This window comes from Bacillus pretiosus, assembly GCF_051294775.1.
GTDB classification, from domain to species: Bacteria; Bacillota; Bacilli; order Bacillales; family Bacillaceae_G; genus Bacillus_A; species Bacillus_A wiedmannii.
Window position 1 is genome coordinate 138,473 of sequence record NZ_JBPPHF010000007.1, and the last position, 22,784, is coordinate 161,256.

Consider the following 22,784-nt stretch of genomic DNA (forward strand, 5'->3'; position numbering starts at 1 on the left):
TTTGAGATGACAAAAATTGTTCAAAAAGATTTTAATTCATTTTATTTTATTTATCACACAATTCTTTGTAAAATAGAAATAAGCAATCCTTTTCAACTCCACAACTTCTAAGAAGTATTCTCTTCCTAACAATTTATACTTACACCATGTCTCTAACATACACACTACTCTTTTACATACTCATTGAAAATCGATTACATGAAAATTACCTTTTCATTCTCTAATAAACTTAATTGAGAATAAATATTAATTAAATTGATATAAAGTTGGTTTATTCTCTTGACAAAATAACCACTTCTATATGATAATTAATATCGAATTAGAATTATTATAGTTAATTAAAAAATATATTTTATGAGCACACTATTTTTTGATGCTCAAAACCAACATTTAGGAGGAATTTTAATATGTTATTAATCGGCACAGAAGTAAAACCGTTTAAAGCTAATGCTTACCATAATGGAGAATTTATCCAAGTTACTGACGAAAGTTTAAAAGGAAAATGGAGTGTAGTTTGTTTCTACCCAGCTGACTTCACATTCGTTTGCCCAACTGAACTTGAAGACTTACAAAACCAATATGCAACTCTTAAAGACTTAGGCGTTGAAGTATACTCTGTATCTACAGACACTCACTTCACTCATAAAGCATGGCATGATAGCTCAGAAACTATCGGCAAAATCGAATACATTATGATTGGTGACCCAACTCGCACAATCACTACAAACTTCAACGTTTTAATGGAAGAAGAAGGTCTTGCTGCTCGTGGTACATTCATCATCGATCCAGACGGCGTTATCCAATCTATGGAAATCAATGCTGACGGTATCGGCCGTGACGCAAGCATTCTTGTTAACAAAATTAAAGCAGCTCAATACGTACGTAACAACCCAGGTGAAGTTTGCCCAGCTAAATGGCAAGAGGGTTCTGCAACACTTAAACCAAGCCTTGACCTTGTAGGCAAAATCTAAGGAGTTCGATCAAAATGATACTAGATGCAGATATAAAAACACAACTATCCCAATACCTTCAGTTAATGGAGAACGATATTTTACTTAAAGTAAGCGCTGGAGACGACGACGTATCTAAAGATATGTTAGCTCTAGTAGACGAATTAGCTACTATGTCATCTAAGATTACAGTAGAAAAAGTTGGATTAGAGAGAACACCAAGCTTTAGCGTAAATCGCCCTGGTGAAGACACTGGTGTCGTATTCGCTGGTATTCCATTAGGACACGAATTTACTTCATTAGTGTTAGCTTTACTACAAGTAAGTGGACGCGCTCCAAAAGTTGAACAAAAATTAATCGATCAAATTAAAAACATTCAAGGCGAATATCATTTTGAATCTTATATCAGCCTAAGTTGTCATAACTGTCCTGATGTTGTACAAGCTCTTAACGTAATGAGCGTTCTAAACTCTGGTATTACACATACTATGATTGATGGCGCTGCATTCAAAGAGGAAGTAGAAAGCAAAGACATCATGGCAGTACCAACAGTTTTCCTAAACGGCGAATCTTTCGGAAGCGGTCGTATGACACTTGAAGAAATTTTAGCTAAAATGGGTAACGGTCCAGATGCATCAGAGCTTTCTGATAAAGATCCATACGATGTTCTTGTTGTTGGTGGCGGCCCTGCTGGTGCAAGTGCAGCAATTTATGCAGCACGTAAAGGCATCCGCACTGGTATCGTTGCTGAGCGCTTCGGTGGTCAAGTAATGGATACTATGGGCATTGAGAACTTCATCAGCGTAAAACGCACTGAAGGTCCTAAGCTAGTAGCAAGCCTTGAAGAGCACGTAAAAGAATACGACATCGATGTAATGAATCTACAACGTGCAAAACGTTTAGAGAAAAAAGAACTTATTGAAGTGGAACTTGAAAACGGCGCTATTCTGAAAAGTAAAAGCGTAATCGTTTCAACAGGTGCTCGCTGGCGTAACGTTGGCGTACCAGGTGAAGCTGAGTTCAAAAATAAAGGTGTAGCATACTGCCCACACTGTGACGGTCCATTATTCATCGGAAAAGACGTAGCAGTTATCGGCGGAGGTAACTCTGGTATTGAAGCAGCTATCGACTTAGCAGGTATCGTTAAGCACGTAACTGTTCTTGAATTCATGCCAGAATTAAAAGCTGATGCTGTATTACAAGAGCGTCTTAACAGCTTACCAAACGTAACTGTTCTGAAAAACGTTCAAACGAAAGAAATCACTGGTACTGATAAAGTAAACGGTATTTCTTACATCGATCGTGAAACTGAAGAAGTTCATCACGTTGAATTACAAGGTGTATTCGTACAAATCGGTCTTGTGCCAAACACAGACTGGTTAGGCGAAACAGTTGAACGCGCTCGCGGTGAAATCGTAACAGACAAGCACGGCGCTACAAACGTACCAGGAGTGTTTGCTGCAGGTGACTGTACAAATAATCCGTACAAACAAATCATCATCTCTATGGGTTCAGGTGCAAACGCAGCTTTAGGTGCATTTGATTACTTAATCCGTAACTAATTATATAGACGTGAGTAAAGAAAAGCAGGTGCCTTGGCACCTGCTTTTTTTATAATCTTAATGTATAAACTAAAAACCTCTCATTCCCATTCTTCTCATAAGCACCTGGCAACCTTACTTCTCTCTTCAGCTCAAACGTAGTCTGGTTCTCTAAGAAGAAAATATAATCTTCAGAAGGATAGTATAAAATAATATCTACTTCTCTCTCTGTTTCCTCTACCGAAAGCAAAATGTTATTTACTACGTTCATAAACACTTGTACAGAAAATGGATTGAAGAAATAAAACCGATTATCACGTGGATCAATCTCATATTCTTGCGCTAAACAGCATTCAAACCCAATTTTATCTTTACTGTTTCTTACCTTTCGTGCATAGCGCTCAAGATTATCCATTGCTTCTTTATAAAACTCTTCATTCATTTCAATTCCAACTGCTGAAGCACCACACTTATGGTGCATGTAAAAATTTAATCGTCCTTTTCCACATCCAAAATCTACAACCTGGTCGCTACTTCTTATTTCATATTGATTCAATAACTCATCTAATCCGCTATATGGCGTCGGTTCATAACGGTGATAATGCATAGACTTGTTAAAACCCTTTTGCTCACCGACAGTTTTTATATGTAATACTGCATCGTAATATTGTTCATTCATTCGTCTTCTCCTATTAGAAAATGGTACTTATTATTATACACCATGTACTGAAGACTCATTTTGCATCAAGTTAACTGATACGTGAAATTATATGAATGATTTTCTGAATATATCTATCGTAACTTAGAATATATCAACGATTTTTTCAATATATCGACTTAACGACACATTCCTACAAAAAAACAGGAGCTATCTAGCCCCTGTCCTCTAATACTTTCAATACAGTTTGTTTCAATATTTCTACTCCATCCATAATACAACTATGATCGAACTTCATATACGGATGGTGTAATCCAGGTTGTAGGTTGGCACCTAGTCCAAGCATGACAGCTTTTAAATGTGGTCTCTTCACTGTGTAGTAATGGAAATCATCGCTTCCTGTTGTATACAGTGGTCCAGTGCATCCCTCTTCCCCGTACACTTCAAGAATGCCTTTTCGCATAAAGCGCTCAGCTTCTTCTGACACTTCAGCTCCTGGTGCAAGGTCGATCCATTTGTATGAGGTTTTCGATCCCATAGATGCGGCCGATTCTATTACATGCTCTATTTTTTTCTTCAATTCTTCTAATAATGTATTACTCTCTGCCCTAACATCTAAGCTAAAATGGCCGTTACCCGGAATAATATTCAAATTATCCCCGCCAGCCTGGCACCTTGTCATCTTCACTGAATATGAGCTTTGCGGTGGTAGCCATATATTTTTCAAACCGATATTGATCATAGAAATGACATCAATTGCATTTATCCCTTGATGTGGGCGTGCCCCATGTGCATCATCTCCATGAATCGTTCCTTCTAAAAATCCTGCTGCTCCGTGACGAATAGATGGGGCAGCTTGTTTCAAAGGTAGTTCTTCAATCGGTCTTAGATGAACACCAAATAAGAAGTCAGCATCATCCACGGCACCCTTCTCTACCATCTTTAAAGAACCATTTCCTTTTTCCTCTGCCGGCTGAAAAATAAATCTAACCGTTCCACTATCCCATCTCATATTTTTCAATTGTAAAATAAGCCCCATCACAATTGTCATATGAGCATCGTGACCACATGAATGATTCGCTTTAAACTCTCCGTCCACTTCTTGCCAAAGTGCATCCATATCGGCACGAATTGCAATAACTGGATTTCTGCTTCCAATTTCAGCAATCACACCTGGGCAATCATCAAATATTTTATATGAAATTCCTTCTTCTTTTAAAAAGTTAGTAATATACGCTGTCGTTTCATGCTCTTTCCAACTCACTTCAGGGTTTTCATGTAAATGCTGAAAAATTTCAGTTAACCGCTCTTGTAGTTCTAATGTTTTCAAAGCTACATTCTCCTTCCCAAATTCCAAAACCATTCAGGTTAATTATACTTATGAAAAACAGATGTTTTTATGAACATATTGAATTTTAAGAAAAAAGTCAATTGTTTATTTTTAAATGCGATCGACAACTCACTTCATAACGATAGAACATTCCTTATTTTCTGTTTTTTATTGACGCTTATATCATTTTTTAGTTATTATAACTTAATAGCGTCTATTTTGCGACAATTCTAAAAATATAAACATACATAATGAGGAGGCAGTTTATGAAAAAAGAAATACCTTTTGGCGTAGCAATAATCCCTATTATCATTACAGTTGCAGTTATGATGGTTACAATTGTTGTATTAAAACAAAGCCCTCACGTCCCACTTATTATCGGTACAACCGTTGCTTCTATCGTCGCTTGGCGTTACGGTTACAAATGGAACGACATTGAAGAAGCAATGTATAAAGGAATTCGCCTCGCATTACCCGCTATCGTTATCATTATTCTAGTAGGTTTAACGATTGGTGCTTGGATTGGCGGCGGAATCGTCGCAACAATGATTTATTACGGTTTAAATCTTTTAACTCCATCACTATTTTTAGTTTCAATTACAATTATTTGTTCTATTGTTGCATTAGCTATCGGTAGCTCTTGGTCTACAATGGGAACAATTGGTGTTGCAGGAATGGGAATTGGCCTAAGTATGGGAATCCCAGCTCCAATGGTTGCCGGTGCTATCATTTCCGGTTCTTACTTCGGCGATAAAATGTCACCGCTTTCAGACACAACAAACTTAGCCGCAGGATTAACAAATACAGATTTATTCACACATATTCGTCATATGTTATTTACTACAATTCCAGGTTTAATTATTACTCTTATCGTTTATGCATTCTTAGGAAGAAATTTTGGCGCTAACAATATTGATGCAAAAGGTATCGATCAAACGTTACAAGTATTGCAACAAAACTTTGTTATCTCCCCTTTCCTACTAATCATACCTGTAGTCGTTATGGTATTGGTCGCTAAAAAAGTTCCTGCTATACCAGCTATTCTCGTAGGTATAATTTTAGGATTTTTATCACAAGTCTTTATTCAAGGTGGTTCTGTCTCCGCGTCTGTCGGTGCACTCCAAAATGGATTTGTCATAGACACTGGCAACAAGCTAGTAGACGAACTCTTTAACCGCGGTGGCTTAAATTCGATGATGAATACAGTTTCGATGACAATTGTCGCTATGACCTTTGGAGGAGTATTAGAACATACTGGTATTCTTCGCGCAATTGTAAATCAAATTTTAAAATTAGCGACATCAGCAAAAGGACTTATCGCTTCTACTATCGCATCTTGCTTTGCAACCAACCTTACTTGCTCTGAACAATATATTTCGATTGTTGTTCCTTCAAGAATGTACGCAAATGCATACACAGAAAAAGGACTACATTCTAAAAATTTATCCAGAGCATTAGAAGATGGCGGAACATTAACTTCTGTTTTCGTACCTTGGAATACATGTGGTGTATTTATACTCGCAACACTTGGAGTTGGCGCATTCGAATATGCTCCTTATGCTATATTGAATTTCATCGTACCTATTATTTCAATCATTTACGGCATAACTGGTCTCACAATTACGAAACTATCAGACATTGAAAAAGCGGAACTACTAAAAAAACAAAAGGCTCAACTAGAAGCTTAGAGATACCGGTAAATTCATTTCATATATTGCGCGAGGGCGCCCTTGTTGATAGGGCATTTCCTCGCCGCAAATATGAGCATACCCATAATCAACTAGTTTCTTTAATAACCTTTCTGTTGATCGGCGAGTCACTTGTAAGTATTCAGAAAGATCCGCTGCTGTAAACTTCAATGATGGATGTGATTGACTAAATTGAATAATTTTTGACAAGTTGGCTGGACTAAGTTTCGTTTCCTTCGCTATTTTCATGAGTTCTGGGTTGTCATTCTTCAAACTTTGTACTCTCTGTTCTTTCGGGAACGGACCAAATAGTTCTTTATCACTTGTTAGTATATAAAAACAGTGGTCTATTGGATTATTCTTCGCGAAACTTTGAGCAATTTTAGCATTTTGCTCCGCTTCTTTAACAGTTTTTCCGTAACCAAATCCAATAGCTATTGTTCCTTCTATACTCGCAAATAAATTATTTATCATATTTGTTTTTATAATCGATTCAATATCACCACGAGTCGTATACAAAATGAACGTCATTTCATCAACTTTTTTAAATGAACCCCGTAGTTCTTTTGAAATAGCATCTAATTGCTCAAGCAAACCTTCTCGTAATTCTAAAGAAGAAATCATACAAGCACCAACAGTAGCTGAATGGCTTTTTGCTAACTCAGCTTTTATTTTCGCATCTTTTAACCCATGTATAATGGATTGCTTTGGATCTATCATACGCTCTGAAGGAATACCTATTTTTTGAAGTTCATCATAGACAGCGTGAATACTAGTTAAAGCTAAATGAGCATCTCCAGATTGATATTTAGCTACATGAAAATCAATAACTCTATTTATTTCATCTTTACTCCACAGCATATTTTCATAATCTAACACTTGTGGATTTTCTTTTATACCGATATCATGGAACACATTTGTAATGAATGAGCGGTCTACTAAATCAATTGAAATTTTATGTGGTTGAATACCTTGGTGATACATGACAGAAAGAATGGAAGATGCGACAGTTGTCTCGTCTTGCTGTAAGTACGTACTTGGAATTCGTAATTGTTCTCTTATTTCTTTTGCCATATAATAAGGTAAAGCACCTGAGAAAAAGATGAAATCACACGGCTTTAAACGCTTTAAAAGTTCAGAAGATTCCGCCGGATGAAGGTAAATATATGGATCAATCTCTATTTCTTCTAGTTTATGAGCGACAGGTAAAAGTGTCTCCATAAACTCTTTTGAACCGACAACTGCAATTTTTATCATCATTTCTCTAACTCCTTATCATTAATTAACGACTATTTAACGTCAACTATATCAAATGTACAAAACTATTGTAAACAGGAAGGGGTCTCTACCCAATGAAAATTACAGCTATTCATCTTTACGCAATTCGTTTACCGCTTCGCGATCCGTTTGTTATTAGTTATGGTTCTTATTCTGATATGCCTTCTATTATTGTCAAAATGGAAACAGATGAAGGCATTATCGGTTACGGTGAGGGCGTTGCTGATGATCACGTTACAGGCGAATCATGGGAAAGTACTTTCCATACTTTAAAACATACACTTGCTCCTGCGCTCATTGGGCAAAATCCAATGAATATCGAGAAAATACACGATATGATGGACAATACAATTTACGGTGTGCCTACTGCGAAGGCCGCGATTGATATTGCTTGTTTTGATATAATGGGCAAAAAACTAAATCAACCTGTATATCAATTAATTGGCGGACGCTACCATGAAGACTTCCCTGTCACTCACGTCTTAAGTATCGCCGAACCTGAAGACATGGCTGAAGAAGCTGCTTCCATGATTCAAAAAGGTTACCAATCTTTCAAAATGAAAGTCGGTACGAATGTAAAAGAAGATGTAAAAAGAATTGAAGCGGTACGTGAACGTGTAGGAAATAATATTGCGATTCGCGTTGATGTAAACCAAGGATGGAAAAATAGCGCCAACACATTAACGGCACTTCGTTCATTAGGTCATTTAAACATCGACTGGATTGAACAGCCTGTTGTCGCAGACGATATTGACGCAATGGCTCACATTCGTTCTAAAACAGACCTTCCGCTTATGATTGATGAAGGATTAAAAGGTTCTCGTGAAATGCGCCAAATCATTAAATTAGACGCGGCTGATAAAGTAAATATAAAACTAATGAAATGCGGCGGCATATATCCCGCTGTAAAACTCGCTCATCAAGCAGAAATGGCAGGCATTGAATGCCAAGTTGGATCTATGGTCGAATCATCCGTTGCCTCTTCCGCAGGATTCCATGTCGCTTTCTCGAAAAAAATCATTACGAGCGTTGAACTTACAGGTCCATTAAAGTTCACGAAAGACATCGGAAACTTACATTACGACGTACCATTTATTCGCTTAAACGAAAAGCGAGGACTCGGCATTGAAATAAATGAAGATACATTGCAAGAACTAACCGTCTTTCAAGACGTTGTACGCTAAAGGAGGACTAACGCATGACAGTTCTATACAAAGGATCATTAAAACAAAATAACGAACCATTTCACGTTACATTACTAACACTAGAGAACATTGAACAAATCTTATCATTACAAAACGTTGTAGTTGAGGCGCTAGAGGATAAAAGTCGCTTACAGCCACTCTCGCTAGAAGAATTTCAATACATTCTAGAAGGAAACGGCATGATGATCGGTGCTTTTATCGAAAACGAACTCATCGCATTTCGTGCGCTACTCGTTCCTCCTATCGACGACGAACATTTAGGACTTGATATTGGCATAGCAGAAAGCGAACTACATCGCGTCATCTATCAAGAAATTTCAAATGTTCACCCGAACAACCGAGGAAATGGGATCCAAAAAATATTAGCAACAGTCATCATGGACGAATTACAAAAAGAAGATGGCCAGTACGACTATGTTTGCTGCACCGTTGCTCCTTTTAACATTCCAAGTTTAAAAGATAAGTTTTCGCAAGGAATGGAGATTGCTGCATTGAAGGAGAAGTATAGTGGTAGTATGCGGTATGTGTTTGTGAAGGAATTGCGTGGAAGCAAGAAAAGAAATTGGACGGATGTTAAGAGTGTTCCGATGAGTGATGCTGTTGGACAGCAAGCTTTACTTTCGAACGGTTATCGTGGGTATGGAATGGAGAAAGTAGACGGAGATTTTGTTGTGAAGTTTGGACGATGATTTATATACCTGAAAAAAAGGAGATGTCTGCTGTGACATCTCCTTTTACTTTCTCTTCATTGATCATATCGATTGCAACTCCAAATATATCAGCGATTTTTGAATTATATCGACTTACCGACAAGTATTGACAATAATCGCAACCTATATAAATTTCACCACTAAACCGTCATCTTCCAACTAGATAACGCTAACCAGTTTTCCATTTCCTTATAATCAGGCATTATCTTCCCGACAAGACGCCAAAAAGAGCGATCATGATTTAAATGAACCATATGGCACATTTCATGAACAACTACATAATCAAGTACTCGCTGTGGTGCCATCGCTAGCTTCCAATTGAATGTTAGCTGTAAATTTGAATCACAAGTGCCCCATGTGCGGCTACTATCTGTAATACGAATAGAACGTGGTTTTGTTTTGAAGTTACTTTGATGTGCTTTAATACTCTTCTCTACTAATGACTTACACTGCTTATAGTAAAATCGTTTTAACGCTTGTTGAATTTTCTCATCCTTAAGCTCTTTCACATAAATATGTAGCTTATCTTCTTCAAACACTGCATTGTCTTGTGTAATACTTGCATCTTGGGAGATCTGTATCGGATACGTATTCCCTAAATACAGAAAACCCTCTCCTTGATCATAATCCTTTTCCTGTGGTCCAAGCGCTCGCTCCTGCATTTCCTTACGTGTTTTCTGAATCCAATCCCACTTCTCCTCCAGCAACTGTACTAAGTATTCAACAGGTGTCCCTTTCGGAGCCTGCACTTCCACATTTCCGTACGAATCTACAAAAAGACGCACCGACTTTTTCTTTTTATAAGTTATATGAAAATTAATTGTCTCACCTAAATATGTATGTACCATTTCATCACCTAGCATATTATTTTTACAAATAAAAAAGAGTAGGATACGAACGCCCTACTCTACCTATTATATCATTTGCTGCTTTAACAAACTCATTACCCTCTATACTTTACACCTAATCCCTTAATGAAATTCCTTGCGTATCTATCGCCGCACTCTTTGTAATTTTTATGGCCTTTCTTTCTTAATAGGGCTCCTAATTCTCCCTTTGTTACCGTAACGCCTACGCTATCTAATATATCAAGTACATCCTCACTCGTTAAAGATAGTGCAATTTTCATTTTCTTTAGAAGAAGGTTATTCGCACTCTCTTTGCTTTGTACAGGTGCCGGTTGTCCTGGTTTCGGATCTTGCTTCCCTCTTTTTAAAGTAATAAATCCATTGAAAAATGCCTCTAACATCATCATATCGCATGTTTTTACGTACTCATCTTCGATTACATCATCATTTTCAGCTTCATGCTGAGGTGCTCTCTTTATTTTTGTAAGCATATCAACTACGTCTTCTTTCGTTACATCCATACCACCAAGTTTAAAGATTTCTACCATATCTATATCTCTTATATCTAAAGCGTACCTTACTCTTTTTAATATATCGTTGTTGCTCATTGCCATTGTTTTGCCTCCTGAAATGTTAAATATAATAATGCTTTTTAGCATGTATAAATTAATGTCGTCAAATTACTACTTTAACATTTTAGAGGTAGGTTTTGTAGTCTTAGGTGGATTAATGCTTGTGGGGATGATTTTATTTATTATTAAGAGATACTTCTAATAACGAATTTATTGTATTAGAAATTAAGAAAGGTCCTATCGATAGAAACGCCTTCAATCAAATACTGTAAAAAGTATTTTAGTTGGTAGTGGGATAGCTCCTTCCTTTGAGGATGATATTAATAAAGCAAAAAAGGATGGGGATTTACTATTAATTAACACACTAAAAAATGGACTAACCTGATATAGGTTAGTCCATTTCTTTTTATGCAACTCTAATTTAGTAGGCAACTCAAACGTAAATGTTACGCAAAATTCAGGTGAAATAGATTGATTATGTTTACTTAGGTTTTACTTTTTATTTGTGGTACGGTTCACCTTAATTAAAATGAAACAGTGTAACTTTCAAAAGTTACACTGTTTCACTACCTTCTACCACATTAACACTCGCCTCAAACTTATCAAGCAACGCACGCACTTCATCCGTCGATTTTGTGCTCATCAATTGATTTCTTAGTTCAGCAGCTCCAGGGAAGCCTTTTACATAAATTTTGAAGAAGCGATGTAGTCCTGTGATAGAGCGTGGTAATACTTCTGCATATTGATCTTGAAGATCAAGTTGTAGTCTTAAAAGATCAAGATGTTCTTTACTGCTATGCTCTCTTGGCTCTTTTTCGAAAGCAAATGGATTTTTAAAGATACCTCGTCCGATCATTACACCATCAATGCCGTATCTTTCAGCAAGTTCCAGCCCCATTTTACGATCAAGGATGTCTCCATTGATTGTTATTAACGTATTTGGTGCAATGCGATCACGCAATTTTTTAATTTCCGGAATTAGCTCCCAGTGCGCATCGACTTGGCTCATTTCTTCTCTTGTACGCAAGTGAATAGAAAGGTTTGCGATATCTTGTTTGAAAATATGCGTTAACCACTCTTCCCATTCCCTTAACTCTTTAAAGCCCAGTCGTGTTTTTACGCTGACAGGTAGTCCGCCTGCTTTTGCTGCTTGAATAAGTTCTGCCGCAACGTCTGGACGTAGAATAAGGCCACTACCTTTTCCTCTTGATGCTACGTTCGGTACAGGGCAACCCATGTTAATATCGATGCCTTTAAATCCTAACTCTGCCATACCAATACTCATTTGGCGGAAATATTCAGGATTATCTCCCCAAATATGCGCCACTATCGGTTGTTCATCTTCTGTAAAAATTAAACGGCCACGTACACTTTTCATACCTTCTGGATGACAATAGCTATCCGAGTTTGTGAACTCTGTGAAGAATACATCTGGGCTACCAGCTTCACTTACTACGTGACGGAAAACAACGTCTGTCACATCTTCCATTGGTGCAAGTACAAAAAATGGTCGTGGTAAATCACTCCAAAAATTATCTATCATTTCAAATTCAAATCCTCTCAATATGAATGCAATTTCAAACTCTCAATTTTTAATTTATGAAAATCAGCAATATTTATTTTAACTAAAATCGCTTATAAATGGTATTTTTGTAAACCAAAAAGCAGATGGTATAGATTCTCCTATATCAACTGCTTTCCTATTATACCAACTTAAGCCAAGCTACACACTCCACATGAGTCGTATGCGGGAACATATCAACAGGTTGTACTTCCTGCGTTTTATATCCGCCTTCTTCTAGTACTTTTAAGTCACGTGCTAATGTTGCTGGGTTACATGATACGTATACGACGCGTTTTGGTTTCATGTCGATGATTGTGTTTAGTAGTGCATCATCACAACCTTTACGCGGTGGATCTACGACCATTGTGTCGGCGATTATGCCTTCTTTGTACCACTTTGGAATAACTACTTCTGCTTCTCCTACGCCAAACTCAGCGTTTGTCATGTTGTTTAGTGCTGCGTTTCGGTTTGCGTCTTCGATTGCTTCTGGGACGATTTCAACGCCGTACACTTTTTTCGCTTTTTGCGCTAGGAATAAGGAAATTGATCCAATTCCGCAATAGGCATCAATTACTGTTTCGTTGCCATCTAGTTTTGCATATTCTAACGTTTTATCATATAGCACTTTCGTTTGCTCTGGGTTTACTTGATAGAATGAACGTGCTGAAATTGCAAATTTAATGTCACCGATAAAGTCATAAATGTATTCTGATCCGTACAGTACTGTCGTCGTGTCTCCGAAGATTACGTTTGTACGTTTCGTGTTTACGTTTTGAACAATCGATTTTACTTCTGGGAATTTCGCAGCAATTTCTTCAATGATTGCTTTTTTGTTTGGTAATTCTGCTGTACGAGTAATGAAGACAAGCATGATTTCTCCTGTTACTTGTCCGTAACGAGCCATTACGTGGCGAAGTGTTCCTTTGTTACGCTCTTCGTTGTATGCCGAAATACCGTGTTTCTCACAAATACGTTTTACTTCCTGGATTAATGTATCGTTTTCTTCTGCCTGAATTAAACATGATTCCATATTAATAATGTCATGTGTTCCTTGGCGATAGAAACCAGCTACAAGTCCACCTTCACGTTCTCCAATTGGTACTTGTGCTTTGTTACGGTATACCCATGGGTTCTTCATACCAAGTACAGGGTGCACAGGAACATCGCTTAATCCGCCAATGCGCTGCATAACGTCACGTACTTGTTTTTCTTTCGCTTGTAATTGTCCTTCATATGTTAAGTGCTGAAGCTGACAACCGCCGCACTGATTGTACACTGGGCATTCTGCATCTTTACGATATGGGCTCTCTGTATGAAGCTTCATTAAACGACCGAATGCGAAGTTTTTCTTCACTTTAATAATTTTAATTTGTGCTTCTTCACCTGGTAATCCGTTTTTAACGAAAATAGGATAGCCCTTTACTTTCGCAACACCGGCACCATCATGTGTTAAATCTTCAAATACTACATCTATAAACTCATTTTTCTCAACTGGTGGCGTCATTTTTGTACTCATTTTCCGACCTCTCTTTTTCATAACACTGCGTTACATTTTATCATACTTATATGGTCTATTTCTATCGGAAGAAAAAAAGCTATTGACGATAGTTCTCTGTTAATGTTACGCTACTACTAATTTAATACGGACGATGTTACCTCATATATACTCGATAATATGGATCGAGAGTTTCTACCCGGCAACCTTAAATTGCTGGACTATGGGGAAAACTAATGAATATTAGCCTATGTGCAAAAAGGACTCATATTGATTAGCTTTCTCTCATAGATGAAAGTGAATCCATATGGGTCTTTTTTTATTTTCATTTTTCTAAAAGGTCAGACATCTTACGTATGACATAAAACCTCTTTGTTTTATTTTTAGTAATATAACGAGCGTTTTATGTACAAACTTTATACGAACTTCTGAAAGGGGCAACTACATGCAATATGTAATGAGCATTATCGGTATTCTTGTCGTTTTAGGTTTATGCTTTGCTTTGTCAAACAATAGAAGTAAAATCAACTTCCGTGCAATTGCTATTATGATTGGTTTCCAAATTTTAATCGGTTGGTTTATGTTTGGCACAAAAATTGGTCAACAAATTATCATCTTCATTAGTAAAGTTTTCAACAAACTAATTAAACTTGGTACGACAGGCGTCGATTTTCTCTTTAATGGAATTCAAAGAGATTTTGTCTTTTTCTTAAATGTATTATTAATTATCGTATTTTTCTCAGCACTACTTTCTATCTTTAGTTATTTAGGTGTTTTACCATTCATCGTTCGCGTTGTCGGCGGTGCAATTTCAAAAATTACTGGTTTACCACGCGTCGAGTCATTCCACGCAGTAAACTCTGTATTCTTCGGTTCAAGTGAAGCGTTAATCGTTATTAAAAACGATTTACAGCATTTTAACAAAAACCGTATGTTTATCATTTGTTGTTCTGCAATGAGTTCCGTTTCTGCTTCTGTTACAGCATCATACGTAATGATGTTAGATGCGAAATATGTACTAGCCGCTCTTCCGCTAAACTTATTCTCAAGCTTAATCGTTTGTTCGCTATTAACACCAGTTGATACGAAGAAAGAAGATGAAGTGATTCAAAAATTTGATAGAACTTTATTCGGAGACAGCTTTATCGGCGCAATGATTAACGGTGCGCTTGATGGTTTAAAAGTAGCTGGTATCGTTGCTGCATTAATGATTGCCTTCATCGGTGTGATGGAAGTTGTAAACTACGTAATTAGCGCAGCTTCAGGTGCAATGGGATATGCTGTTACTTTACAACAAATCTTCGGTTATATACTTGCTCCATTCGCATTCTTAATGGGTATTCCAACTCAAGATATTATCCCAGCTGGTGGAATTATGGGTACGAAGATTGTATTAAACGAGTTTGTAGCAATCCTTGATTTAAAAGGTGTTGCATCAACATTATCTCCACGTACAGTCGGAATCGTTACAGTATTCTTAATTAGCTTCGCAAGTATTAGCCAAATTGGTGCGATCGTTGGGACAATCCGTGCTCTTTCTGAAAAACAGGGAAGTGTCGTATCTAGATTCGGTTGGAAAATGTTATTTGCATCAACACTTGCTTCTATCTTATCTGCAACAATCGCTGGATTGTTTATATAATAAAAAACTCCACCTTACTTCTCCTTTTTCAAAAGGAAATTTAGGTGGAGTTTTTTTACTTTCTTCTATATGTATTTTTATGTAAACCTCACCAGAAAAATATAAGGTGTTTTTCCGAATTATCCCAAAAATGTATTCCCCTCTATATTCTATAGTGATATGATGTACAAGGGTATAATTCAAATTTTTAAAATCGAAAATTTGAGTTAGTGTCACTTATACGAATGATAATTTCAAGACATAAGTGATGATAATTAAAACACAATAGAAGGATGATAGAATGAAAAAATATACATATATCGCTTTACTTTCTTCTGCTATTCTCGTAGGTTGTAACACTAGTAGCACTAGTGATAAACAAATAAAAGAATCAACGGCGAAACAAACAGTTGAACCAAAAAAAGCGAAAGCGGTTGAACTGCCTTTAACACAAGGGATTATTACATGGGATCCGTATGAATATAACGCACAAAACACCACGCTTTATACAAAGGATTTAAGAGATTCATTCACACAAGTACGTTACAATATTTGGCGTACTGCTGATGGTCCTGAAAGCAAACAAACTTTTACTTCACAAGAAAAAGAACGTGACTTTGCCCTCCCACTACATTTAAAATCATTTCATTTAAAACGTGGCGAATTTCAAATTGAAACAGTAGGAATCAAAGAAGATCATACTGAAACAAATCTAGTAACATCTAAAATTACATTCCAGCAACATGTACCCGTATTAATGTACCATGCGATTGAAAAATACCCTGGACCAAGTGATGGGGATTACGGCTTATACGTACCACCTGAGCAATTCGAAAAGCATATGCAATATTTGAAAGATAACGGTTATACAATGCTTACGTTTGAACGTTGGAATGATATAAATCGTGTAAATAAACCTGTTTTTGTAACGATGGATGATGGTCGAAAAAATAATATGAATGCTCTTCATATTTTACAAAAATTAAAGGATGATAGATTCCAACCTACGGCTACTGAATTTCTTACTGCAAATGAGATAGACAAACCAAATCGTCTATCAACAGATGAGATAAAACAAATGATGGATTCAGGCATTTTTTCTATTCAATCACATACTGCTAATCATACGATGATGGCTCATTCAAGCAATTATGATGAGGAATTACGTAGTTCGAAAGAAAAAATCGAAGCCCTTACTGGTAAAAAGGTCATCGCTCTCGCCTATCCAGTAGGTTCTTATAATGACCCAGCTGTTGAAGAAACAAAAAAACATTATGAGTTCGCAGTAACTACTGATCACGGTAATCACATTACAAAAGGGATGCCAAACGAACAGTACTTAATTAAACGCCACTTTGTAGGGCCTAATACATCAATGGAAAAATTCATATCTCTTATAAAGTAAAACTTTGATCAGTGGGGGTTTTGTTCACCCCCACTGATTATTAGCCCTCACCAATTGGGCTTTTACGGGCAGTTGATCCCCCCACCTAACCTCTTTGCTTTTGCTGAATTCTGAGGTGGGATCTTACTGCCCACAAATAGCGGGATAAAGTAAACATTACTAAAATGATATGATGAACAAGGGTATGTCCCCACCTCTCTTACAGCGGTGGGGATTTTAAATACGTATGCAACATAATACACAATAGAAGGTGATCTTATGAGAAAATACGCAGCAATCGCTTTATGTACGTCTGCCATTCTAGCAGGTTGTAATACTAGCGATGTAAGTCAAGAGCCTAAAAAAGAGAAAAAGGTTCAAGAATCTAAGAAACAAGAAGAGATTATGCAAGAACAAGGTAAAATTTCTTATACTCCTATTACACACGAATCTACAAACACAAGTATTCATATTGCAGGCATAAAAGATGCTTTAACCGAAGTACAATATAAAATCTGGCGCACAGCTGACGGAAAGGAACACGCTAAATCTTTTTCTTCTAAAGAAAAGGAGAAACAGTTTACACTTCCTTTTGACATAAAAGAATTTGAAGGAAAACGCGGTGAGTTTCAAATTGAAGCAATAGGAATGAAAGAAGATGGGAAAAACATTCCACTCACAAAATCTACTATTACTTTCGAGCAAAAGGTTCCCGTTCTTATGTACCATGCAATCGATGATTATTACGGACAAGGCATTAAAGATTTATTCGTATCACCTGCTAATTTTGAAGCCCAAATGAAATATTTAAAGGACAACGGCTATACATTACTAACTTTTGAACGTTGGGGCGATATTAATAAAGTAAATAAACCTATCTTTGTTACATTTGATGACGGTATGAAAAATAATATGAATGCATTTCATGTTTTACAAAAACTAAAAGACGATACGTTTAAACCTACAGCAACAGAATATATGATTGTTGATAACGTTGATGTAGAAGGATCACTTTCTACATCTGACATAAAAGAAATGGTTGATTCCGGCATTTTCTCTATGCAATCTCATACTGCAACACATGCAGACTTGCCGAAAATTACAAACTATGAAGAAGAATTAAAAGAATCAAAGGAAAAGCTAGAGAAAATAACAGGTAAGCCTGTTATTGCAGTTGCTTATCCATTCGGTCATGTGGATGATAAAGTTGTTGCAGAAACGAAGAAATATTATCAATTTGCGACGACAACAAAACCCGGAAAGTTCATTACGAAAGGTGAACCCGATGAATTACTAAAAATGAAGCGTGTTCGCATACACAATTCGACGACTGTAGAACAATTTGCTTCTTCGATTAAATAACGATGAGAGCTCAATATATTTTGAGCTCTCTTTTTACGCTATATTTATATATATTTTTTGAATTTTCTTGTATTATATATAGTAAGAAATCTTTCAAATTAAAGGAGATTATACATATGTCATTTGAACAAACGTTAGAGAAATATGCTGCTCTTGCAGTCAATGTTGGTGTTAATATTCAACCAGGACAAACACTATCAATTAGTGCACCTCTTGAAGCTGTACAATTTGTGCGCCTCGTTACAGAAAAAGCATATAAATCTGGTGCAAAACACGTATATGTGGACTGGAATGATGAGACGTTAACACGCTTAAAGTTCGACCTAGCTCCTGAAGAAGCATTCGCTGAGTTCCCATCTTGGAAAGCACACGCTCGTGAAGAATTAGCAAAAGAAGGCGCTGCATTTATGTCTATTTATGCAGAAAACCCGGATTTATTAAAAGGTGTAGAAGCAACGCGTATCGCAACAGCTCATAAAGTAGCTGGTGAAGCAATGAAAGTATACCGTGATTACGTACAAGCTGATAAAGTAAGCTGGTGTGTCATTTCTGTTCCTACGAAAGAATGGGCTGCGAAAGTATTCCCTGACGTTGCACCAGAAGAACAAGAAGCAAAACTATGGGATGCTATTTTCAAAGCTACTCGTGCGGATTTAGAAAATCCTGTGGAAGCATGGAAAGAACACGATAAAACGTTACATACAAAAGTTGATTACTTAAACGAAAAGCATTATAAAGCCCTTCACTATACAGCTCCTGGAACAGATTTAACGATCGAACTTCCAGAAAAGCATGTATGGGCTGGTGCTGGTAGCTTAAATGAAAAGAACGTACCATTTATGGCGAACATTCCAACTGAAGAAGTATTTACAATGCCACTTAAAACAGGTGTAAACGGCCAAGTATCTAGCACAAAACCGTTAGCATTTGCAGGTAATATTATCGATAACTTCACGTTAACATTTGAAAACGGACGTATCGTAGACTATAAAGCTGAAACTGGTGAAGAGGCTTTAAAACATTTAGTAGAAACAGATGAAGGCTCTCACTTCTTAGGCGAGGTTGCTTTAGTACCTCATGATTCACCAATTTCAAATACAAATATTTTATTCTACAATACACTATTTGACGAAAACGCATCTTGCCACCTTGCAATCGGAAGTGCTTATGCTTTCAACTTAGTTGGCGGAAAAACAATGTCTAAAGAAGAACTTGCCGAAAATGGAGCAAACAATAGTATTACACATAACGACTTCATGATTGGATCAGCTGAGCTTGATATCGATGGTATTACAGATGATGGAAGACATGAACCAATCTTCCGTAAAGGTAACTGGGCATTTTAATAAAAACAAAAGGCTATCTTCCACACCGGAAGATAGCCTTTTATGATGCCGATGAAACCTTAAGTCCAATTACTCCTAAAACAATAAAAAGAATACAAAATGCTTGGAATAAGTTAATGTGCTCTTTGAAGAAATACACGCTAATAATTGTAATAAGTAATGTTCCTACACCAGACCAAATCGCATAAGCAATACTTAAATGAATTTTTTTGACAACGATAGCAAATACGCTGAAACAAATTCCATAAAATACGAAAATAAGTACACTTGGAACAAGCTTTGTTAAACCATTTGATAGTTTCATCGCAATTGTTCCAGCTACTTCAAAAATAATTGTAACAAGTAATAATAACCAATATACCATACTAGAATCTCCTTCTCTGTTACCTTATAGAGATTCTAGTATACTACTTATAGTCCTAATGAAATATATTTAATTTCTAAATATTCCTCGATACCGAAATGCCCTCCTTCACGGCCAATGCCACTTTCTTTAAAGCCACCAAACGGTGCTTGTGCAACTGATGGAAGTCCATCATTTAATCCAATAATACCGTACTCTAATGCCTCGCTAACTTGGAATGCTTGACTAATATCTTTTGTGAAAATATAAGCAGCTAAGCCGTATGGTGTATTATTTGCACGTTCGATTACTTCTTCAACCGTTTTAAATTTCGCAACTGGTGCTACTGGTCCGAATGTTTCTTCATTCATACAAAGCATCGTATCGTTCGCCAATCCAATTACAGTTGGTTGCATAAAGTGTCCATCTAGCTCTGCAACCTTTTGACCACCAACTAAAACTGTTCCACCCTTTTGAATAGCATCTTCGATATGTTCCTGTACTTTCGAAACTGCATTCTCGTCAATAAGTGGTCCTACAGTCGTTCCATCACCGAAACCGTCTCCTACTTTTAACTGCCCTACTGCCTTTTGAAACTTCTCTGCAAATACTTCATACACTTCTTCCTGAACAAATACTCGGTTTGTACATATACACGTTTGTCCTGCGTTACGGAATTTCGAACCGATTACCGCCTCTACCGCTTTATCTAAGTCCGCATCATTCATAACAATAAACGGCGCGTGACCACCTAACTCAAGTGAAACCTTTTTCATCGTTTGTGCAGCACTAGCCATTAATTCTTTCCCAATCTCAGTTGATCCTGTAAAGGAAACTTTTCGAACACGCCCATCTTCCATCCACGTATCAGCAATTGCTTTCGCACTACCTGTTACAATATTTATTACACCTTTTGGAATGTCCGCTTCATGGGCTAATTCAGCTAATTTCAAAGCAGTTAAAGGTGTTTGGCTTGCCGGTTTTACAACTGCCGTACATCCCGCTGCAAGCGCCGGGGCTACCTTTCTCGTAATCATAGCAGCCGGGAAGTTCCAAGGTGTAATAGCGGCCATAACTCCAACCGGTTGTTTCATAACTAAAATACGTTTATTCGGATGAGAAGCAGGAATCATTTCGCCATATACGCGTTTACCTTCTTCTGCATACCATTCAACAAAGCTATTGGCATAATTCACTTCACCAAGTGCTTCTACAAATGGCTTTCCTTGTTCTCTCGTCATAATCGCTGCAATCTCTTCTTTATTTTCATCGATAAGTGTGAACCATTTTTTTAACTTCACTGCACGGTCTGCTGCTGTTAACTTAGACCATGATTTAAAAGCTTCATGAGCAGCATCAACAGCTTGCTTTGCCTCTGTTACCCCGCCCTTTGGTACCGTCGCAAATATTTCCTTCGTTGCTGGATTATTTACTTCGATTTGTTCTTGCAATGTAATCCACTCACCATTTATATACATCGCCTTTTTCTCTACATTTACAAATGTCGCTTTTTTATCCAATGTGTTCTTCCTCCTCTATAAGTTTCTTTATCTTCCTAGTGGCAGCAGATTGACTTATTTTTAAAAACTCCGCTACTTTATAACTCGATCCATATGTTTTATATGCTTTCAAAATAATATTCCGTTCTACTTCTTCTAACATTTTATAGAGACTTTGGCCGGACTGTTCAACCGTTGATTCTTGCATCGCTATTGGCAAATCTTCTATCGTAACGATATCATCAGCAGTTATAACAATTCGCTCAATCACATTTTCAATTTCTCTATTATTTCCTTCCCACGGGTAACCAACAAACATTTGCAATGTGCTAGGCGCTAATTTTACATTCCGGCCATATTTTTCGTTAAAGTGCTGTAAATAATGATAAATGAGTGGCAAAATGTCTTCGGTTCTTTCCCTGAGTGGTGGAATTACAATTGGAATGACATTCAGACGATAATATAAATCTTTCCGGAATGTTCCTTGTTTCACCATCATATTTAAATCTCTATTTGTAGCCGCTACAATTCTAACGTCCACCTTTTTTAATTCTCTTCCGCCAATAGGACGAAACGTTTTTTCTTGCAACACTTGCAAAAGTTTCGCTTGAATTTCAAGTGGCATTTCGCCAATTTCATCTAAGAAAAGGGTTCCTTTATGAGCTGATTCTAATAATCCCTTTTTCCCTTCACGATTCGCACCTGTAAAAGATCCACCTGAGTATCCAAAAAGCTCTGATTCAATTAAATTCGTTGGCAATGCCGCACAATTAATTTCATAGAAACTTTCATTCTTCCTGTTACTCACTTCATGTAAATGACGTACTAATCGACTCTTCCCTACTCCTGTCTCACCTAAAACGAGAACTGTACTATCTACCACGGATACTTTCTTGATTGTCTCGACTATTTTTTGCATAGCGATACTTTTAAAAATAAGTCCTTCATGTTCATATGTTTCTCTTAATTCTTTTTTATATGTTTTTAACTGATTATCCATTTCCTCTACCTTTTGACGTAATTGGTAGAGCTCTGTCAGATCACGTGAATAACTAATTACTCTTCTTAAATTTCCCTCATTATCAAAAACAGGCCTTGTACGAACGTGTAAATACTCTCCTGATTTTGTCGTTTGAACGAGTTCAATCGGTCTCTTTTTTTCAATTACTTCTAACGTTGCCGATGGATAAAAGATACCATCCTTCTGCAATTCTTTCACATGCTTACCTACCAACTCTTTAGCAGCTAGTTGATAGTGCCTTTCACATGTACTATTTACACGCACAACGATTCCCTTTTCGTCAGTCACAAAAATTTCGTCAAACGCATATTCAAATACATCTTGTAAATCCATTAACACTCGTTCCTTTTCTCCAACCATCCTAGCCAC

General features: G+C 37.0%; 19 protein-coding genes and 1 riboswitch. Of the genes, 9 read left to right on the plus strand and 10 right to left on the minus strand.

Annotation, left to right across the window (positions count from 1 at the left end; all coding sequences use genetic code 11):
* Positions 1-407: 407 nt before the first annotated feature.
* Positions 408-971, plus strand: coding sequence for an alkyl hydroperoxide reductase subunit C (gene ahpC, locus ACSG5Z_RS26145; RefSeq protein ID WP_000924420.1), 564 nt, complete (start codon positions 408-410; stop codon positions 969-971).
* Between the two features lie 14 nt (positions 972-985).
* Entirely contained in the window at positions 986-2,512 is a 1,527-nt protein-coding gene (ahpF, locus tag ACSG5Z_RS26150; protein ID WP_435712523.1) for an alkyl hydroperoxide reductase subunit F, read from the plus strand.
* A 49-nt stretch (positions 2,513-2,561) separates the two neighbouring features.
* On the opposite strand, the gene ACSG5Z_RS26155 is transcribed toward ahpF, so the two are convergent.
* Positions 2,562-3,170 carry an SAM-dependent methyltransferase gene (locus ACSG5Z_RS26155; protein ID WP_353841711.1) on the minus strand — a complete coding sequence of 203 codons (609 nt, stop codon included), beginning with the start codon at positions 3,168-3,170 and terminating at the stop codon, positions 2,562-2,564.
* Between the two features lie 193 nt (positions 3,171-3,363).
* Entirely contained in the window at positions 3,364-4,479 is a 1,116-nt protein-coding gene (locus ACSG5Z_RS26160) for a M20 peptidase aminoacylase family protein (RefSeq protein WP_137011714.1), read from the minus strand.
* 266 nt (positions 4,480-4,745) lie between these two features.
* Between ACSG5Z_RS26160 and nhaC the strand changes: the two genes are divergently transcribed.
* The gene (gene nhaC, locus ACSG5Z_RS26165; protein WP_097907542.1) at positions 4,746-6,167 is read left to right on the plus strand and encodes a Na+/H+ antiporter NhaC; all 1,422 of its coding nucleotides are present in this window, start codon (positions 4,746-4,748) and stop codon (positions 6,165-6,167) included.
* Here the strand turns inward: nhaC and ACSG5Z_RS26170 are convergent.
* Positions 6,156-7,427, minus strand: coding sequence for a transcriptional regulator (locus ACSG5Z_RS26170; RefSeq protein ID WP_435712524.1), 1,272 nt, complete (start codon positions 7,425-7,427; stop codon positions 6,156-6,158). The genes nhaC and ACSG5Z_RS26170 overlap by 12 nt on opposite strands.
* A gap of 92 nt (positions 7,428-7,519) precedes the next feature.
* On the opposite strand from ACSG5Z_RS26170, the gene ACSG5Z_RS26175 reads away from it, so the two are divergent.
* Complete coding sequence (locus ACSG5Z_RS26175) at positions 7,520-8,629, plus strand: mandelate racemase/muconate lactonizing enzyme family protein (RefSeq protein WP_435712525.1); 1,110 nt, start codon at positions 7,520-7,522, stop codon at positions 8,627-8,629.
* A 14-nt stretch (positions 8,630-8,643) separates the two neighbouring features.
* Complete coding sequence (locus ACSG5Z_RS26180) at positions 8,644-9,339, plus strand: GNAT family N-acetyltransferase (RefSeq protein WP_435712526.1); 696 nt, start codon at positions 8,644-8,646, stop codon at positions 9,337-9,339.
* Positions 9,340-9,500: 161 nt separating this feature from the next.
* Here ACSG5Z_RS26180 and ACSG5Z_RS26185 read toward each other — a convergent pair whose 3' ends face one another.
* From ACSG5Z_RS26185 to rlmD, 4 genes are all read right to left on the minus strand, one after another.
* Positions 9,501-10,208, minus strand: a complete 708-nt coding sequence (locus tag ACSG5Z_RS26185; protein WP_435712527.1) for a M48 family metallopeptidase — start codon at positions 10,206-10,208, stop codon at positions 9,501-9,503.
* A 95-nt stretch (positions 10,209-10,303) separates the two neighbouring features.
* Complete coding sequence (locus ACSG5Z_RS26190; RefSeq protein ID WP_435712528.1) at positions 10,304-10,822, minus strand: YehS family protein; 519 nt, start codon at positions 10,820-10,822, stop codon at positions 10,304-10,306.
* 511 nt (positions 10,823-11,333) lie between these two features.
* Entirely contained in the window at positions 11,334-12,323 is a 990-nt protein-coding gene (locus ACSG5Z_RS26195; protein ID WP_435712530.1) for a tRNA dihydrouridine synthase, read from the minus strand.
* Between the two features lie 160 nt (positions 12,324-12,483).
* Entirely contained in the window at positions 12,484-13,860 is a 1,377-nt protein-coding gene (rlmD, locus tag ACSG5Z_RS26200; protein WP_000105045.1) for a 23S rRNA (uracil(1939)-C(5))-methyltransferase RlmD, read from the minus strand.
* Positions 13,861-13,981: 121 nt separating this feature from the next.
* A riboswitch (purine riboswitch) is annotated at positions 13,982-14,083 on the plus strand.
* A 201-nt stretch (positions 14,084-14,284) separates the two neighbouring features.
* On the opposite strand from rlmD, the gene ACSG5Z_RS26205 reads away from it, so the two are divergent.
* The 4 genes from ACSG5Z_RS26205 (at position 14,285) to ACSG5Z_RS26220 (ending at position 19,552) form a co-directional block, all read left to right on the plus strand.
* Complete coding sequence (locus ACSG5Z_RS26205) at positions 14,285-15,481, plus strand: NupC/NupG family nucleoside CNT transporter (protein WP_001200511.1); 1,197 nt, start codon at positions 14,285-14,287, stop codon at positions 15,479-15,481.
* Between the two features lie 280 nt (positions 15,482-15,761).
* Positions 15,762-16,865, plus strand: coding sequence for a polysaccharide deacetylase family protein (locus ACSG5Z_RS26210; RefSeq protein WP_435712531.1), 1,104 nt, complete (start codon positions 15,762-15,764; stop codon positions 16,863-16,865).
* A 258-nt stretch (positions 16,866-17,123) separates the two neighbouring features.
* Positions 17,124-18,206 (plus strand): polysaccharide deacetylase family protein, encoded by a 1,083-nt coding sequence (locus tag ACSG5Z_RS26215; protein ID WP_227557413.1) that lies wholly within the window; start codon positions 17,124-17,126, stop codon positions 18,204-18,206.
* Positions 18,207-18,322: 116 nt separating this feature from the next.
* Entirely contained in the window at positions 18,323-19,552 is a 1,230-nt protein-coding gene (locus tag ACSG5Z_RS26220) for an aminopeptidase (protein ID WP_087982243.1), read from the plus strand.
* Positions 19,553-19,592: 40 nt separating this feature from the next.
* On the opposite strand, the gene ACSG5Z_RS26225 is transcribed toward ACSG5Z_RS26220, so the two are convergent.
* From ACSG5Z_RS26225 to ACSG5Z_RS26235, 3 genes are read right to left on the minus strand one after another with little or no spacing between them, the layout of a single operon-like run.
* Positions 19,593-19,916, minus strand: coding sequence for a DMT family transporter (locus ACSG5Z_RS26225; RefSeq protein ID WP_000263259.1), 324 nt, complete (start codon positions 19,914-19,916; stop codon positions 19,593-19,595).
* Positions 19,917-19,963: 47 nt separating this feature from the next.
* Positions 19,964-21,415, minus strand: a complete 1,452-nt coding sequence (gene gabD / locus ACSG5Z_RS26230) for an NADP-dependent succinate-semialdehyde dehydrogenase (protein ID WP_137011693.1) — start codon at positions 21,413-21,415, stop codon at positions 19,964-19,966.
* Complete coding sequence (locus ACSG5Z_RS26235; protein WP_000232671.1) at positions 21,408-22,775, minus strand: sigma-54 interaction domain-containing protein; 1,368 nt, start codon at positions 22,773-22,775, stop codon at positions 21,408-21,410. The genes gabD and ACSG5Z_RS26235 overlap by 8 nt, the downstream gene beginning before the upstream one ends.
* Positions 22,776-22,784: the final 9 nt, after the last annotated feature.